This is a genomic window from Acidovorax sp. Q11 (assembly GCF_054950075.1).
In genome coordinates this window covers 144,499-160,010 of record NZ_JBUDZG010000006.1, presented here as the reverse complement: position 1 = coordinate 160,010, position 15,512 = coordinate 144,499, and the positions used below count along the sequence as shown (strand labels likewise).

Sequence of the window (15,512 nt, the reverse complement as noted above, 5' to 3'; positions counted from 1 at the left end):
GCAGGATGTGCAGCCTAGGTAGCACCCTGCTAGGCCCGCGCTTGATCCGCCGACAGTTTGAACACCGCCACAGCCCCCACCAAGGCCTGGGCCTGGTGGCTCAGGCCGCTGGCAGCCGCTGCCATTTCTTCCACCAGGGCCGCGTTTTGCTGGGTGGCCTGGTCCATCTGTGTGACGGCTTCGCCCACCTGGCCCACGCCTGCGCTTTGTTCGCTGCTGGCGGCGCTGATCTCGCCCATGATGTCGGTCACGCGCCGGATGGAGGCGACCACTTCGGTCATGGTGGCGCCTGCCTTATCGACCAGCGCTGTGCCTTGTTCCACGCGTTCAACGCTGGCGGTGATGAGACTCTTGATTTCCTTGGCGGCTTCTGCGCTGCGCCCTGCCAGGCTGCGTACTTCTCCGGCCACCACCGCAAAGCCCCGGCCTTGTTCTCCGGCCCGGGCGGCTTCCACGGCAGCGTTCAGCGCCAGGATGTTGGTCTGGAACGCAATGCCGTCGATGACGCTGATGATGTCGGCTATCTTGTTGCTGCTGGCGTTGATGCCTTTCATCGTCTCGACCACTTCGGCCACCACGTCTCCGCCTTGCACGGCCACGGTGCTGGCGCTCATCGCCAGTTGGTTGGCCTGGCGCGCGTTGTCTGCGTTCTGGCGCACGGTGGAGCCCAGTTCTTCCATCGAGGCGGCTGTTTCCTCCAGCGCCGATGCCTGCTGTTCGGTGCGCGCGCTCAGGTCGTTGTTGCCTGAGGCGATCTGCGAGCTCGCTGACGCAACGCCTTCGGCGTTGCTGCGAACCCCGGTGACCACATGCGCCAGGTTGTCGCGCATGGTGGCTAGGCCTCCCAACAGCTGAGCGATCTCATCACTGCCCCGCCCGTGAATAGGCACTGTAAGGTCGCCTTGCGCCACCGAATCGGTGATCTGCACCGCGTTGTTCAGGGAGCGCGATATCCGCCGGATTGTCGCCCCACCCACCAGCACCGCCAAAAAGGTGCCCAGCACAATGCCCGAAAGCACCATCGTCCGGATGGTCCGAAAACTCGAATCGGCGCCGTCATACTCGGTCTTGGCGTAGTCCAGCTGCACCTGCATCAGCTGGCTCAGCACGTCCTGCAGCGGGTCGATGGCAGGGTACATCTCCTTGGCCGCGTAGCTGGTCAGCGCAGGCACGTCGCCTGACTTGAAGAACCCGAGCAGGGTGTCGGTGGCAGCGTCTGCCTTGGCCTGCAGCGGCTTGAAGCGCGCGACCAGCTGGGTTTCCTCAGGTACCAGGTGGGTGGCCAAATACGCGTTCCAGTTGGTGTCAATGGCCTTGCGCGCTTCGACCACCGACTGCACACCCTGTGCCGGGGTCATGGCGCCGTCGCGCACCTTGTGGGCCGTATCCACCACGTTGACGGCATACATGTCCGCCACTACCTTGATCTGCTTGAGCGGCACCACCCGGTCGTCATACACCGTCTTGAGCCCGGCGTTGGACTGCCCCATACCAAACAGTCCGGCTCCACCGACCAGCAGCACCAACAGGCTCAGGGCAGCGAGCAATCCAGCAAGGCGGGTCGAGATCTTGAACTGGCTCATGGCAATTCTCCTGGTAAGGATGCCGGTCTACCCTGCCAACCCATCGATGGAGTTGCGGGCCCAGCATAGCGCATTGAGTTACGCCTGGATACAACCCGAAAAACCTGGTAACAAAACGAACGACGCTGTGCAACGCAGCGGCAGGCAAGCACCATCCCGAGACCGAACGGGGCTATTGCTTGATATGCACACAAAAAAAGCACCCTGAGGAGCCTCCTGTGCGTGCTTTTGGGATGTTGTGTTGCTTTGCCCCGCCTTGCCTTGGTTTTGCTCTATTTTTGATAGCTAATGAGGCAATCCAGCCGCGCGGTAACGGCCATTTTGGTTGAGATTCTCATCTCCTCCATGGCCCCCTCCACCGCCCCTCCGCTCAGAAGCTCTCCCAGTCGTCGTCACCGACCCCCGCATTCTTGGCGGGTGCCGGGGCCGGGCTGTGGGCCTTGGCTGCCGGTGCCGCTGCGGTGCTGCTGGCTGCGGCCGCCTTGGGCACTGCCAGGCTGGCAGCGGGCTTGGCGGTGGGTTTGCGTGCGCCCAGGCTGGCTGTCTTGGCCGGGGTGCTGCGCGGGGCGCTGTAGCTGGGCGCCGGGATGGGGGGCCGGGCTGTTGTCGCTGTGCTGTGGCTGCTGCTCCGTTGGGCGGCGCTGGTGGCGTGGGTGTCCAGCTTGAACACGGCCACGGCGTTGACGAGTTCGCCTGCCTGGGCGTTCAAGGCACTGGCGGCGGCGGCCATTTCTTCCACCAGGGCCGCGTTTTGCTGGGTGGCCTGATCCATCTGCGTGACGGCTTCGCCCACCTGGCCCACGCCTGCGCTTTGTTCGCTGCTGGCGGCGCTGATCTCGCCCATGATGTCGGTCACGCGCCGGATGGAGGCGACCACTTCGGTCATGGTGGCGCCTGCCTTATCGACCAGCGCTGTGCCTTGTTCCACCCGTTCGACGCTGGCGGTGATGAGGCTCTTGATTTCCTTGGCGGCTTCTGCGCTGCGCCCTGCCAGGCTGCGCACTTCTCCGGCCACCACCGCAAAGCCCCGGCCTTGTTCTCCGGCCCGGGCCGCTTCCACTGCTGCATTGAGCGCCAGGATGTTGGTCTGGAACGCAATGCCGTCGATGACGCTGATGATGTCGGCTATCTTGTTGCTGCTGGCGTTGATGCCTTTCATCGTCTCGACCACTTCGGCCACCACGTCTCCGCCTTGCACGGCCACGGTGCTGGCGCTCATCGCCAGTTGGTTGGCCTGGCGCGCGTTGTCTGCGTTCTGGCGCACGGTGGAGCCCAGCTCTTCCATCGAGGCGGCTGTTTCCTCCAGCGCCGATGCCTGCTGTTCGGTGCGCGCACTCAGGTCGTTGTTGCCCGACGCTATCTGCGAGCTCGCCGACGCAACGCCTTCGGCGTTGCTGCGAACCAAGGCCACCGTGTTGACCAGGCTTTGTTGCATGCGCTGCAGGGCGGCCAGCAGCTGGCCGGTTTCATCCTTGGACTGCACCACGATCTGGCCACTGAGGTCCCCAGCGGCCACGCGGTCGGCAGTCTCCACAGCCTGGGCCAGCGGCGCAGTGATCGACCGAATCAGCCAAATGGAAGCACCCAGGGCCAAAACCAGGGTCAACGCTGCAAACGCGATCAAAAAAATCCGCGCTGTTGAATATGTATCCGAAGCGAACTTAGAAGCGGCAGCACCGCCATCGACGTTCAACTTGACTAGCTTTTCCAGAATTTCCTTGATGGCAAGGTACTGGGGCAGCGACAAACTACTCAATAAATCGGCGGCTGCAACGTTGTCACTGTTGCGGGACAACTCCAAGACACGGTTGTTGGTCTCTACATACTTGGCCCATGCAGCGCTGAACTCATCGTAGAGTTTCTTCTCCTCAGGGCTGGTGATCAACGGATGGTACTGATTGCGAATTTCTGCGAGCTTGAGGCGCTCCTTCTCAATGACCTTGTCCAATGACGCCTTGACCGATGGATCCATAGTGAGCAGATGCGCCATGATCGTTAACCGCAGGGTGGCCACCTCGCCATCCAAAGCGCCCACTGCCCGCACGCTAGGAAGCCAACTGTCAGAAATATCAGCTGCAGCGCCGCGCATGTCTTTGAGTTGCAACAGCGCAATGCCCGCCATCGCCATCACCAATGCGATCAACAAGCCAAAAGCGCTACTCAAGCGGGTTGAGATTTTCATCTGATTCATGATTGATCTCCTGAATGTCTGAATCGAGAGCCTAGCGCACGCGCGCACAGTGAAGCCACCGCGTTAACGCTAGCTGACAGAGCTCACCAACCCTGTTTCGTCCGCGCTGAGCAGGGCCTCAATGTCCATCACGATCAGCATGCGTTCGCCCAGGCTGGCGATGCCGGTGACAAAGGCCGGGTCCACGTGGCCCTGGCGCTCGAACTGCGGCGTGGGCTTGATGGCATCGGGCGTGAGGGTGACCACGTCGGCCACCGCATCGACCACGGCACCAATCACCGTGGCGCCGATGTCCAGGATAATGACCACCGTGACGTCGGTGTAGCTCGCCTCAGGGCATTGCAGCTTCACGCGCAAGTCCAGAATGGGCACGATGCGGCCGCGCAGGTTGATCACGCCCCGAATGAAATCGGGCGAGTGCGCCAGGCGCGTGGGCGGCTCGTACGAGCGGATTTCCTGCACACGCAAGATGTCGATGCCGTATTCCTCGGCCCCCAGGCGGAAGGTCAGGTATTCGCGGCCTGCTGCTGCTGCTGCTGCTGCTGCTGCTGCTGCTGCTGCTGCTGCAACGACCTCAGTGCGTTGGGGGGCGGATGCAGGGGAGGACGCTGGAGCGGATACGACGGTCATGGACGCGGTCTTTCTGGGTGGAGGAGTTGCTCGGCAAGGCACGCGGTCTACCAAAAACCTCAGCCCGCGCAGGCTTGAAGAAAGCATAGCAGCGAACGAACAGTTGCAATATAAAAATCCGCCCAAACGCCCTCTTTGCCAGCCATTCTTCAGGTGCGCTTTGCTGGCCTTACCGCCCCGTTTTCAACGCCCCGCCCCAGGCAGGAATTGGAGAGCTAGCTCCATTTCCACCCCCGGACATCTGCCGAAAAAATGCTACCGTCGCCGCAAGCCACACGCCCTGTGTGCCGCCCCGCTTTGAAACGATGAATTGATGGCCCTGTTCAACAAGAAAGAATCCGACCCCACCGACCTGCCGCCCCCCGGTCTGCCCCTGCTGGCGCTGGAGCTGCGCGCCCCCTGGGAGTTTGGTGCCGTGCTGCCTGCCTGGCCCGTGCTGCAACGCGCCCCGCTGGGCGACGGGCACACCGTGATCGTGTTTCCCGGGCTCACGGCGGGCGATGCCACCACCATGCCGCTGCGCCGTTATCTCGAATCGCGCAACTACGACACCCTGGGCTGGGGCCAGGGCCTGAACCTGGGCCCGCGCGATGGCGTGCTGGAAACCGCCAAGCGCCAGCTGCAGGCAGCAGCCGATGCCAGCGGCAACAAGGTCAGCCTGGTGGGCTGGAGCCTGGGCGGCATCTACGCCCGCGAGCTGGCCAAGGAGATGCCCGACCTGGTGCGCTGCGTGATCACGCTGGGCACACCCTTTGCCGGGCACCACCGCTCCACCAACGCCTGGCGCATCTACCAGTTTGCGAGCGGCCGCAGCATCGAGCGCGAAACCGAGAGCTACAACCTGCCCGAAGCACCGCCCGTGCCCACCACCAGCATTTTTTCGCGCACCGACGGTGTGGTGGCCTGGCGTGGCAGCATCCAGGCGCCAGCCGACCACAACCCGCACACCGAGAACATCGAGGTGGTGGCCAGCCACTTCGGCATTGGCCTGAACCCCAGCGCCTGGTGGGCCGTGGCCGACCGGCTGGGCCAGCCCCAGGGGCCGGGCGTGGTGTGGCAACCCTTCCAGCGCCCCCAGCTGCCAGGGCTGCAGCTGCTGTACCCCGACCCACACCGCTGACACCGGGGGGATGTACCCCAGATACAAAAAAGCACGCAGAAGGAACATCCCTCTGCGTGCTCTTTTGTTGTGCTGTGCTGCGCGCGTTGTGCTGCCCCGCCTTGCCTTGGTTTCGCTCTATTTTTGATAGCAAATGAGGCAATCCAGCCGCACGGTAACGGCCATTTTTGTTGAGATCCCCCGCTCCTCCACGGCCCCTCCGCTCAGAAGCTCTCCCAATCGTCGTCACCGCCCCCCGCATTCTTGGCGGGTGCCGGGGCCGGGCTGTGGGTCTTGGCTGCCGGTGCTGCTGCGGTGCTGCTGGCTGCGGCCGCCTTGGGCGCTGCCAGGCTGGCAGCGGGCTTGGCGGTGGGTTTGCGTGCGCCCAGGCTGGCTGTCTTGGCCGGGGTGCTGCGCGGGGCGCTGTAGCTGGGCGCCGGGATGGGGGGCCGGGCTGTTGTCGCTGTGCTGTGGTTGCTGCTCCGTTGTGCAGCGCTGCTGGCGTGGGTGTCCAGCTTGAACACGGCCACGGCGTTGACGAGTTCGCCTGCCTGCGCGTTCAAGGCACTGGCGGCCGCTGCCATTTCTTCCACCAGGGCCGCGTTTTGCTGGGTGGCCTGGTCCATCTGCGTGACGGCTTCGCCCACCTGGCCCACGCCTGCGCTTTGTTCGCTGCTGGCGGCGCTGATCTCGCCCATGATGTCGGTCACGCGCCGGATGGAGGCGACCACTTCGGTCATGGTGGCGCCTGCCTTATCGACCAGCGCTGTGCCTTGTTCCACCCGTTCAACGCTGGCGGTGATGAGACTCTTGATTTCCTTGGCGGCTTCTGCGCTGCGCCCTGCCAGGCTGCGCACTTCTCCGGCCACCACCGCAAAGCCCCGGCCTTGTTCTCCGGCTCGGGCGGCTTCCACGGCAGCGTTCAGCGCCAGGATGTTGGTCTGGAACGCAATGCCGTCGATGACGCTGATGATGTCGGCTATCTTGTTGCTGCTGGCGTTGATGCCTTTCATCGTCTCGACCACTTCGGCCACCACGTCTCCGCCTTGCACGGCCACGGTGCTGGCGCTCATCGCCAGTTGGTTGGCCTGGCGCGCGTTGTCTGCGTTCTGGCGCACGGTGGAGCCCAGTTCTTCCATCGAGGCGGCTGTTTCCTCCAGCGCCGATGCCTGCTGTTCGGTGCGCGCACTCAGGTCGTTGTTGCCTGAGGCGATCTGCGAGCTCGCCGACGCAACGCCTTCGGCGTTGCTGCGCACGCCCGTGACCACGCGGGCCAGGTTGTCGCGCATGTCGGCCAGGGCGGTGAGCAGCTGGCCCATTTCGTCCTTGCCGCCAGCGGGTACTTCGATGGTAAGGTCCCCTTCGGCAATCGCGCGGGCTGCGCGCACCGCATGGTGCGCGGGGACGGTAACGGCACGGGTGATGCCCACCCCCAGCAGCGCAGCCAGCACCACGCACACTGCCAGCGTCATCAACAGCGAGATGCGGGCCACGCTGAACACCTGCAGAGCCTCTTCGCTGGCCTGGGTGGCGTTGTCGGCGTTGAGCTTTTGCAGCTGGCCCAGCGTTTCGGCCACGGCCACAAATGCGCCTTCGGACTCACCGGCATAGACCATGGCCAAGGCGTCGCTGGTCAGCTCCAGCGTCTCAGCGGTGGTGAAGTCCATTCCGTTGGCAATCTCCACCAGCTTGGCCTGCGTCGCTGAGTACTCCGCCTTGCGCTTTTTGTAGGCATCAAAAATCTCGCGCTCTTTGGGGCTGTTGATCAAGGGATCGTAAGTTTTCTCGACCCGTTCGATGTCTTTGGCGCGCAGGCCCACCTGCTCAGAAAACGCCTTGACTTCCACCAGGCTACGCGCGGTGACCATGCCCGCCTCAGAGCGGCGCATGCGGTTGTAGAGCACCCGCATTTCTCCGGTCTGCGCGACGCTGGGCAGCAGGTTGTTGGCGATCTCCTCGGCATTGCCATGGATGCGCGACATCTGCACCAGCGCAATCAGGCCCAGCACTGTGGTCAGCAGCACCACCGCCAGAAACCCCGCACCCAGTTTAACGCCGATGCGCAAATCGGAAACTTTCATATATCACCCCTCCAAAAAACCCGGAGTCACAGCACCGCAGCCCTAAGACGCACGGCCCAGGCCTGCGTTCCAGCACCGGGCGATTTGTAACAAGTTGAAGGATCAGTCTAGCAGCGCAGCGGGCCTCTGCGCCTCAGGCGGGACCCGGATGCGCCCCCTGCTCTGCAGGGCCGCAGCCAGAAAAAAAGCATGCAGGCCGCCGGGCTTGCATGCTTCATTTTTGATAGCTATCTGCGCTTGATGGACGCGCGCAGAAGGCTTTTTTTGCATCCAACCCGGACTCCACACCCGGGCAACACTCCTGGGTAGAGTGCCTCAGGCCTGCGACTTCTTGTAGCTCTCGATGCCGTCCACGACCTCCTTCTTGGCGGACTCGATGCCTTCCCAGCCCAGCACCTTGACCCACTTGCCCTTTTCCAGGTCCTTGTAGTGCTCGAAGAAGTGGGCGATGGCGTTGCGGCGCATGGCATTCACGTCCTCGATGTCCTTCCAGTGGTCGTACATGGGCAGGATCTTGGAGGTGGGCACGGCGATGACCTTGCCGTCCACCCCCGCTTCGTCTTCCATCATCAGGATGCCCAGGGGGCGGCAGGGCACCACCACGCCGGGGTGCAGCGGGTAGGGAGTGATCACCAGCACGTCCACCGGGTCGCCGTCGCCCGACAGGGTCTGCGGCACATAGCCGTAGTTGGTGGGGTAGTGCATGGCCGTGGTCATGAAACGGTCCACGAAGATCGCGCCCGATTCCTTGTCCACTTCGTACTTGATCGGGTCCGCGTTCATCGGGATCTCGATGACCACGTTGAAGGCTTCGGGAATGTTCTTGCCAGGGGTGACGTTGTTGAGGGACATGTCTTTGAATAGTGGTTTGGAAACGGCAACCCGCGATGCACAGAGCGCTGATGCAGCACAAAGAAGCGTCGGGATTAACCCTGATTTTAGGCGCAGGTCCCTTTCTACCCGCTTGCAAACCATGGTTTGGCTGTAAATTGGGCCCGTTGGCCAATCGACTCCCAGCCCTTTTCAAGCGGTGCAGGAGCACGAGGAAGCAACGCAGCGGAAGCACCACCGACCTGCGTTGTGATGTTTCCTTCCGTGCAACTGCAAAGATTGAAAGGAGTGACGAATGGCTGGAACTACAGCGCTGACTGCCCCCCTGATACTGGCTCTGGTTTGCGGATTGATTGCGGTGGCCTACGGGATCTGGGCGCGGGGATGGATCCTCGCCAAAGACCCGGGCAATGCCCGCATGCAGGAAATCGCCGCGGCCATTCAGGCCGGTGCCGCTGCCTACCTCGCCCGCCAATACAAGACCATCGCCCTCGTCGGCATGGTGCTGGCGGTCCTCATCGGTATTTTTCTGGACGGCACCACGGCGGTGGGCTTTGTGGTGGGCGCGGTGCTCTCGGGCGCCTGTGGCTTCATCGGCATGAACGTGTCGGTGCGCGCCAATGTGCGCACGGCCCAGGCCGCCACACAGGGCATTGGCCCGGCGCTGGATGTGGCGTTCCGGGGCGGTGCCATCACCGGCATGCTGGTGGTGGGCCTGGGGCTTTTGGGCGTCACGGGCTTTTACTGGTTCCTGGCGGGCAACGGCAACCTCACGCCCAACGCCAATCTGGCCACGCTGCTCAACCCGCTGATCGGGTTTGCGTTTGGCTCGTCGCTGATCTCCATCTTTGCGCGCCTGGGCGGCGGCATCTTCACCAAGGGCGCCGACGTGGGCGCCGACCTGGTGGGCAAGGTCGAGGCGGGCATCCCTGAGGACGACCCGCGCAACCCCGCCGTGATCGCTGACAACGTGGGCGACAACGTGGGCGACTGCGCGGGCATGGCGGCCGACCTGTTCGAGACCTACGCCGTGACGCTGATCGCCACCATGGTGCTGGGCGCGCTGCTGGTGGCCACCGCCCCGGTCAACGCCGTGGTCTACCCGCTGGCACTGGGGGCCGTGTCCATCATTGCATCCATCATTGGCTGCTTCTTCGTGAAGGCCTCGCCCGGCATGAAGAACGTGATGCCCGCGCTGTACAAGGGCCTGGCCATTGCGGGTGTGCTCTCGCTCATCGCGTTCTACTTCGTCACCGTCTGGATCATGCCGGACAACGCCATCACCGCCACCGGCAGCCAGATAAAGCTGTTCGGTGCATGCGCCACCGGGCTGGTGCTGACGGCCGCGCTGGTGTGGATCACCGAGTTCTACACCGGCACGCAGTACTCGCCCGTGCAGCACATCGCCCAGGCATCAACCACAGGTCATGGCACCAACATCATCGCGGGCCTGGGGGTGTCGATGCGGTCCACCGCCTGGCCGGTGATTTTTGTGTGCCTGGCCATCCTGGCGGCCTACCAGCTGGCGGGGCTGTATGGCATTGCCGTAGCGGCCATGTCCATGCTGAGCATGGCGGGCATCGTGGTGGCGCTGGATGCGTATGGTCCCATCACCGACAACGCCGGCGGCATTGCCGAGATGGCTGAGCTGCCCAGCAGCGTGCGCGACATCACCGACCCACTGGACGCCGTGGGCAACACCACCAAGGCCGTGACCAAGGGCTATGCCATTGGCTCGGCGGGCCTGGCCGCGCTGGTGCTGTTTGCCGACTACACACACAAGCTGGAGAGCTACGGCAAGGCCATCACGTTTGATCTTTCTGACCCGCTGGTCATCATCGGCCTGTTCATCGGCGGGCTGATCCCCTACCTGTTCGGCGCCATGGCGATGGAGGCTGTGGGCCGCGCGGCCGGGGCCGTGGTGGTGGAGGTGCGCCGCCAGTTCAGCACCATCCCCGGCATCATGGACGGCACCGGCAAGCCGGAATACGGCAAGGCCGTGGACATGCTGACCACCGCCGCCATCAAGGAGATGGTGATCCCGAGCCTGCTGCCTGTGGTGGTGCCCATCGTGGTGGGCCTGCTGCTGGGGCCCAAGGCGCTGGGCGGTTTGCTCATGGGCACCATCGTCACCGGGCTGTTTGTGGCCATCAGCATGTGCACCGGCGGCGGCGCCTGGGACAACGCCAAGAAGTACATCGAGGACGGCCACCACGGCGGCAAAGGCAGCGAGGCGCACAAGGCCGCCGTGACCGGCGACACCGTGGGCGACCCCTACAAGGACACAGCGGGCCCCGCCATCAACCCGCTGATCAAGATCATCAACATCGTGGCGTTGCTCATCGTGCCGTTGGTGGTGAAGTTCCACGGCGGGTAAACCCTTGGAACGTGTTTACGTGCTTACCACCGTCAAAAAGGGGCTTCGGCCCCTTTTTTGCGGCTTACCATCCGGGACAACGGTTTTTCTCCAGAGAAGATGGCCTTGAATCACACCACACCGTCTGCCGCCCCCGCACCCTCCGGGCCCCACAGCCCGCTGTACCAGCGCATCGTCGAGGACGTGGTCGCCGGGGCCCGCCCGCTGATGGAGCGCATTGCCGAGGCCACGCGCATGTCCCTGCAGCAGCGCCTGGACCAGGCCCGCACCCCGGGGGAGCACCACGCCATGCTCGAAGCGCGCCAGCAGCTCATGCGGCTGAACGGGGTGATGAGCGAGCGCTACCCCGAGGCGCTGCGCAAGGCCCTGGACCAGCAGTCCGGACACAAGGAAGAAAAGGCCACACGCTCGCTGTTCAGCGTGCATTTCGACGAGCTGGAGCTGATGGACGAAACCCAGATCAGCGACAGCGTGGAACGCGCCCGCGCCCGCCAGGTGCTGGCCTCGGCCGTCGAGGGGCCGCTGGCCGACCTCGACGCCCTGGTATGCGCGGCACTGGGGCAGCCGCAGGTGCGGCCCGAACACAATCCGCTGCGCCCCGACGCTTTTCTGCAGGCACTGCAGGCCGTGGTGTCACAGATGCAGGTCACAGAGCAGGTCCGGCACGACTGGATGGGGCAGATGGCGCAGGCGCTGGGCAAGGAGCTGCGTGCGCTGTATGTCGCGCAGACCGAGCGGCTCAAGCAAAGCGGTGTGCAGCCTGTGGGCTACGCCATGCGCCAGGCCAACGGCCAGTATGTGTATGTGGCGCCCACCGAGGGCGGCGCATCGCCCGGCTTTGGCTTTGAGTCAGGCCCCGCCCACGATGTGGGCCCCATCGACCCTATCGACCGCATAGACCACCCCGCGCCCGCCACCGCCGACCCGCTGCTCACGCTGGGCCGCCTGCGCCGCCTGCTGCTGGGCGAGCTGGACGAGCCCGCCGCCCCCGAGCCAGCCCCGGCGGCCCCCGAGACCTTTGCCGAACGTTTCTCCCGCGAATTCGAGCACCCGGCCCCACTCCCTCACATTGACCCGCCCGCCACCGACTTCGCCATGACCGTGCCCGCCGCGTTTGAGGCGCTGCAGGAGATGAACCAGGTCGGCCAGATGATGGAGCGCCTGGGCAGCCATCGCGCACAGGCCGCAGGCAATGCCAACAACACCGAAGGCGCCCCCGCCACACCGCCGCGCCAGCACACCGGCGGGCTGGCCCAGGCCCTGAGCACCGAGGTGGTGGCGCTGATGGTGGACAACATCGCGCGCGACAACCGGCTGCTGTGGCCCGTGCAGCAGTTCATCCGCGCCCTGGAGCCTGCCCTGATGCAGCTGGCGCTGACCGACACCCGCTTCTTCAGCCACAAGGAACACGCGGCGCGCCGCCTGCTGCAGGACATCACCGACCGCAGCCTGGCCTTTGACAGCACCGAGGCGCCAGGCTTCCAGAGCTTCATGCGCTCGCTCATGAACATCGCCGGGCCGCTGTCCACCGCCACCGTCGAGGGGCCGGAGGATTTCGAGCAGGTGCTGCAGCAGCTGCACGCCAAGTGGGCGCAAAAGGAGCAGGCACGCAAGCAGGAGCGCCAGCGCGCCATCGAGGCACTCGAACATGCCGAGCGGCGCCACCTGCTGGCCGCGCAGATCTCGCGCGAGATCTGGCTGCTGCCCGACATCGGCAAGGTGCCCGACGCCGTTTCGCGCTTTTTGCTCGGCCCCTGGGCCCAGGTCATGGCCGAGGCACGCCTGGCCGACACCAGCCACAGCACCGACCCCAGCCGCTACCACGAGCTGGTGGAGGCCCTGATCTGGAGCACCCAGCCCGAGCTGACCCGCAAGAACACCGGCCAGCTCGCGCGCCTGCTGCCCAAGCTGCTGACCAAGCTGCGCGAGGGCCTGGCCTCTATCGACTACCCTGCAGAGCGGACCGAAGCCATCTTCGAGTTGCTGATGCAGCTGCACCAGCAGGCCTTCAAGCCCGGCCCGCGCGCGCCCACCCGCGCCCCCGCACCCCGCGCCGAGCCCCCGGCCCGCGCCCTGCCCCAGCCCGCGCCGCTGGACGACGACGACCCCTGGGTCGCGCCCTCCGAGGCCAAGGAGTCCGGGTTCATGGAGTCCTCCCAGGCCCCCGAATCCGAGAGCCCCGAGCCCGCGTCCACCCCCACCAGCGGCGCCACACCGGCCCTGCCGCCGCTGGCCGTTGGCAGCTGGGTCAACCTGCTGGTGGCGGGCCGGTGGGAGCGCACCCAGCTGTCCTGGGTCGGCTCGCACGGCAATTTCTTCCTGTTCACCAGCGCATCGGGCCATACGCAGTCGATGACACTGCGGCTGGTGGACCGACTCATCCAGCAAGGCGCCATGCATGTGATTACCCAGCAGACCGTGGTGGACGGCGCCCTGGACGCTGTGGCAGAGGCCGCCATGCGCAACAGCGTGGACAGCCGGATGTAAATTGCTATTTTATTTATAGCAAACAATCAAATACAGTCGCGCGCAGACGGCCAATTTTTTGCTTCATATGCCTGCCCGCATGCGGAATCTGCACCGCAAGGCAGGCAGGTCTCACCGTCATTGCGGCGAGGCTTGCCGGGCGGCAGGCAAGGTAAGCGCAGCCCGCAACCCACCCAGTTCGGAAGACTGGAGATCCAGGCGCCCTGCGTACAGGGCCGCCAGGTCCTGCACGATGGCCAAGCCCAGCCCTGTGCCTGGTACCGTTTCGTCCAGCCGCACGCCGCGCTCCAGAGCCAGCGCACGTTGCGTGGCGCCAATGCCAGGGCCGTCGTCCTCGACGCTGACCACGATCTGCAGCGGCTGCTGCCCACCATCGGTGAACGCTTGCACCCGCACGCTGGACCGCGCCCATTTGCAGGCGTTGTCCAGCAGGTTGCCCAGCATTTCCTGCAGATCCTGCGCCTCGCCCGCAAAGAACAGGGGGGCTTCGGGCAGCCCAAGGGTGATGTCCACGCCCCGCCCGGCATGCACCTTGTTCATGACCCGCACCAGCCCTGCCACCACCGGCTCCAGTGCTGTGCGCTGGCCCGGCAGGTGCACCGATGCGGCCACGCGCGAGCGCGCCAGGTGCCAGTCGATGTGGCGCTGCGCCACCTGCACCTGCTCATGCACCAGCGCAGCCATCGCGGTGCCATCCGTGGCTGCAGGCGCGCGGGCCGCGTTCTCCAGCACCGAAAGCGGTGTTTTCAATGCGTGCGCCAGATTGCCCGCCTGGGTGCGCGCACGCTCCACCACCTCGGCATTGCGGGCCAGCACGGCGTTGAAGTCATTCACCAGCGGTTGCACCTCCGCAGGGAATGCTCCCTGCAACTGGGTGGTGCGAGCCTGCTGCACATCCTGCAAGCCCCGCTGCAGCGCCTGCAAGGGTTTCAGCCCCACCGCCACCTGGGCCCAGGCGGCCGCTGCCAGCAGCGCCAGCAGCACCAGCAGCGACAAACCCAGCACGCGCGTGAACTGCGCAGTGGCCGCCTGTGTGGCCTGCAGATCGGCCGCCACGATCAGACGCCAGCGCGCAGCATCCACGCCCCCGGCACGCACCGTGCGCTCCAGCACCAGCAAGGGCGCGCCCTGCGGGCCAACCACTTCATGCACATGCACGGCCCCATCGGTCAATGCATCCGCCTGCAAAGCCAGGCTGGTATCCCATAAGGAGCGCGAGCGCAACACCCCGACCCGGCTGCGCCCGTCGGGCGCCATGGCATCCACCTGCCAGTACAGGCCCGAGTACGGCTTGAGCCAGCGCGGGTCCGACAGCGCCTGGGCTGCCACCACCGGCTGGCCCTGAACATCGAACTCCAGCCGCGCCGTGACCTGGTCCAGCTGCTGCAAGAGGGTAGCCTCGAACTGCCGCTGCACATGCTCGCGAAACAGCCCGCTGAGTACCAGCCCCGCCAGCAACACAGCCACAGCCACACCCACCACCGTGACCGCCAGCAGACGGAACCGCAGCGACCGCGACCAGTGCCAGGCCGCAGCAGGAAACCCGCCCCAGCTCATGGCGGCACCAACCGGTAGCCCATGCCGCGCACCGTTTCGATACAGGTGCCGGGCAACTTCTTGCGCAGCCGCCCCACAAACACTTCGATGGTGTTGGAGTCGCGGTCAAAGTCCTGCGCATAGATGTGTTCCACCAGCTCTGCGCGCGGCACCAGCACACCGGGGCGGTGCATGAAATAGTTCAGCACTTTGTATTCGTGCGCCGTGAGCACCACAGGCTGGCCAGCATGGGTCACGCGGCCGCTGCGGGTGTCCAGCTGCAAGTCGCCGCACTCCAGAACGGCAGACGCCTGCCCGCTGGCGCGGCGGATCAGGGCCCGCAGGCGCGCCAGCAGTTCTTCCATGTGAAAGGGCTTGGTCAGGTAGTCGTCGGCCCCCGCATCAATGCCTGCGACCTTCTCGTGCCAGTTGTCGCGCGCCGTGAGGATCAGCACCGGCATGTTGCGCCCCTGGGCACGCCAGCGCTTGAGCACCGAGATCCCATCCACGACCGGCAGGCCCAGGTCCAGCACCACGGCGTCCACCGCTTCGGTCTCGCCCAGAAACTGCGCGTCGCGCCCGTTGTCGGCCTCGTCCACGGTGTAGCCCGCATCGTGCAGCGCGGTGCGCAGCTGGGCGCGTAGCAAGGTGTCGTCTTCTACCAGGAGGATGCGCATGGGCAGTGAACCACGGGGTC

10 protein-coding genes are annotated in these 15,512 nt (G+C 65.1%); 3 read left to right on the top strand and 7 right to left on the bottom strand.

Features of this window, described 5'->3' with window-relative positions; genetic code table 11:
• Positions 1 to 29: 29 nt before the first annotated feature.
• From ACYZGB_RS07720 to ACYZGB_RS07710, 3 genes are all read right to left on the bottom strand, one after another.
• Complete coding sequence (locus ACYZGB_RS07720; protein WP_462387665.1) at positions 30 to 1,583, bottom strand: methyl-accepting chemotaxis protein; 1,554 nt, start codon at positions 1,581 to 1,583, stop codon at positions 30 to 32.
• A gap of 370 nt (positions 1,584 to 1,953) precedes the next feature.
• A complete protein-coding gene (locus ACYZGB_RS07715; protein WP_462387664.1) occupies positions 1,954 to 3,774 on the bottom strand; it encodes a methyl-accepting chemotaxis protein in 1,821 nt (606 codons plus the stop codon).
• A gap of 69 nt (positions 3,775 to 3,843) precedes the next feature.
• Complete coding sequence (locus tag ACYZGB_RS07710) at positions 3,844 to 4,404, bottom strand: chemotaxis protein CheW (protein WP_462387663.1); 561 nt, start codon at positions 4,402 to 4,404, stop codon at positions 3,844 to 3,846.
• A 313-nt stretch (positions 4,405 to 4,717) separates the two neighbouring features.
• On the opposite strand from ACYZGB_RS07710, the gene ACYZGB_RS07705 reads away from it, so the two are divergent.
• Positions 4,718 to 5,524, top strand: coding sequence for an esterase/lipase family protein (locus ACYZGB_RS07705; protein ID WP_462387662.1), 807 nt, complete (start codon positions 4,718 to 4,720; stop codon positions 5,522 to 5,524).
• Positions 5,525 to 5,727: 203 nt separating this feature from the next.
• Here the strand turns inward: ACYZGB_RS07705 and ACYZGB_RS07700 are convergent, their stop codons facing one another.
• Positions 5,728 to 7,584 carry a methyl-accepting chemotaxis protein gene (locus ACYZGB_RS07700; protein WP_462387661.1) on the bottom strand — a complete coding sequence of 619 codons (1,857 nt, stop codon included), beginning with the start codon at positions 7,582 to 7,584 and terminating at the stop codon, positions 5,728 to 5,730.
• Positions 7,585 to 7,899: 315 nt separating this feature from the next.
• Positions 7,900 to 8,436 carry an inorganic diphosphatase gene (ppa, locus tag ACYZGB_RS07695; RefSeq protein ID WP_462387660.1) on the bottom strand — a complete coding sequence of 179 codons (537 nt, stop codon included), beginning with the start codon at positions 8,434 to 8,436 and terminating at the stop codon, positions 7,900 to 7,902.
• A gap of 274 nt (positions 8,437 to 8,710) precedes the next feature.
• On the opposite strand from ppa, the gene ACYZGB_RS07690 reads away from it, so the two are divergent.
• Together ACYZGB_RS07690 and ACYZGB_RS07685 are read left to right on the top strand one after the other, a co-directional pair.
• Positions 8,711 to 10,792, top strand: coding sequence for a sodium-translocating pyrophosphatase (locus ACYZGB_RS07690; RefSeq protein WP_462387659.1), 2,082 nt, complete (start codon positions 8,711 to 8,713; stop codon positions 10,790 to 10,792).
• Positions 10,793 to 10,891: 99 nt separating this feature from the next.
• Positions 10,892 to 13,279: a DUF1631 family protein gene (locus ACYZGB_RS07685; RefSeq protein ID WP_462387658.1), complete on the top strand. Its 2,388-nt coding sequence runs from the start codon at positions 10,892 to 10,894 to the stop codon at positions 13,277 to 13,279.
• Positions 13,280 to 13,396: 117 nt separating this feature from the next.
• Here ACYZGB_RS07685 and ACYZGB_RS07680 read toward each other — a convergent pair whose 3' ends face one another.
• On the bottom strand, positions 13,397 to 14,836 hold the full coding sequence (locus tag ACYZGB_RS07680; RefSeq protein WP_462387657.1) for a sensor histidine kinase: 1,440 nt from the start codon (positions 14,834 to 14,836) through the stop codon (positions 13,397 to 13,399).
• Positions 14,833 to 15,492 carry a response regulator transcription factor gene (locus tag ACYZGB_RS07675; protein ID WP_462387656.1) on the bottom strand — a complete coding sequence of 220 codons (660 nt, stop codon included), beginning with the start codon at positions 15,490 to 15,492 and terminating at the stop codon, positions 14,833 to 14,835. Before ACYZGB_RS07675 ends, ACYZGB_RS07680 begins: the two co-directional genes overlap by 4 nt.
• Positions 15,493 to 15,512: the final 20 nt, after the last annotated feature.

What these genes read in the sequence shown, in the direction of transcription:
- ACYZGB_RS07720 (WP_462387665.1), bottom strand. Translation starts at nt 1,583, where the DNA reads ATGAGCCAGTTCAAGATCTCGACCCGCCTTGCTGGATTGCTCGCTGCC.
- ACYZGB_RS07715 (WP_462387664.1), bottom strand. Translation starts at nt 3,774, where the DNA reads ATGAATCAGATGAAAATCTCAACCCGCTTGAGTAGCGCTTTTGGCTTG.
- ACYZGB_RS07710 (WP_462387663.1), bottom strand. Translation starts at nt 4,404, where the DNA reads ATGACCGTCGTATCCGCTCCAGCGTCCTCCCCTGCATCCGCCCCCCAA.
- ACYZGB_RS07705 (WP_462387662.1), top strand. Translation starts at nt 4,718, where the DNA reads ATGGCCCTGTTCAACAAGAAAGAATCCGACCCCACCGACCTGCCGCCC.
- ACYZGB_RS07700 (WP_462387661.1), bottom strand. Translation starts at nt 7,584, where the DNA reads ATGAAAGTTTCCGATTTGCGCATCGGCGTTAAACTGGGTGCGGGGTTT.
- ppa (WP_462387660.1), bottom strand. Translation starts at nt 8,436, where the DNA reads ATGTCCCTCAACAACGTCACCCCTGGCAAGAACATTCCCGAAGCCTTC.
- ACYZGB_RS07690 (WP_462387659.1), top strand. Translation starts at nt 8,711, where the DNA reads ATGGCTGGAACTACAGCGCTGACTGCCCCCCTGATACTGGCTCTGGTT.
- ACYZGB_RS07685 (WP_462387658.1), top strand. Translation starts at nt 10,892, where the DNA reads ATGGCCTTGAATCACACCACACCGTCTGCCGCCCCCGCACCCTCCGGG.
- ACYZGB_RS07680 (WP_462387657.1), bottom strand. Translation starts at nt 14,836, where the DNA reads ATGAGCTGGGGCGGGTTTCCTGCTGCGGCCTGGCACTGGTCGCGGTCG.
- ACYZGB_RS07675 (WP_462387656.1), bottom strand. Translation starts at nt 15,492, where the DNA reads ATGCGCATCCTCCTGGTAGAAGACGACACCTTGCTACGCGCCCAGCTG.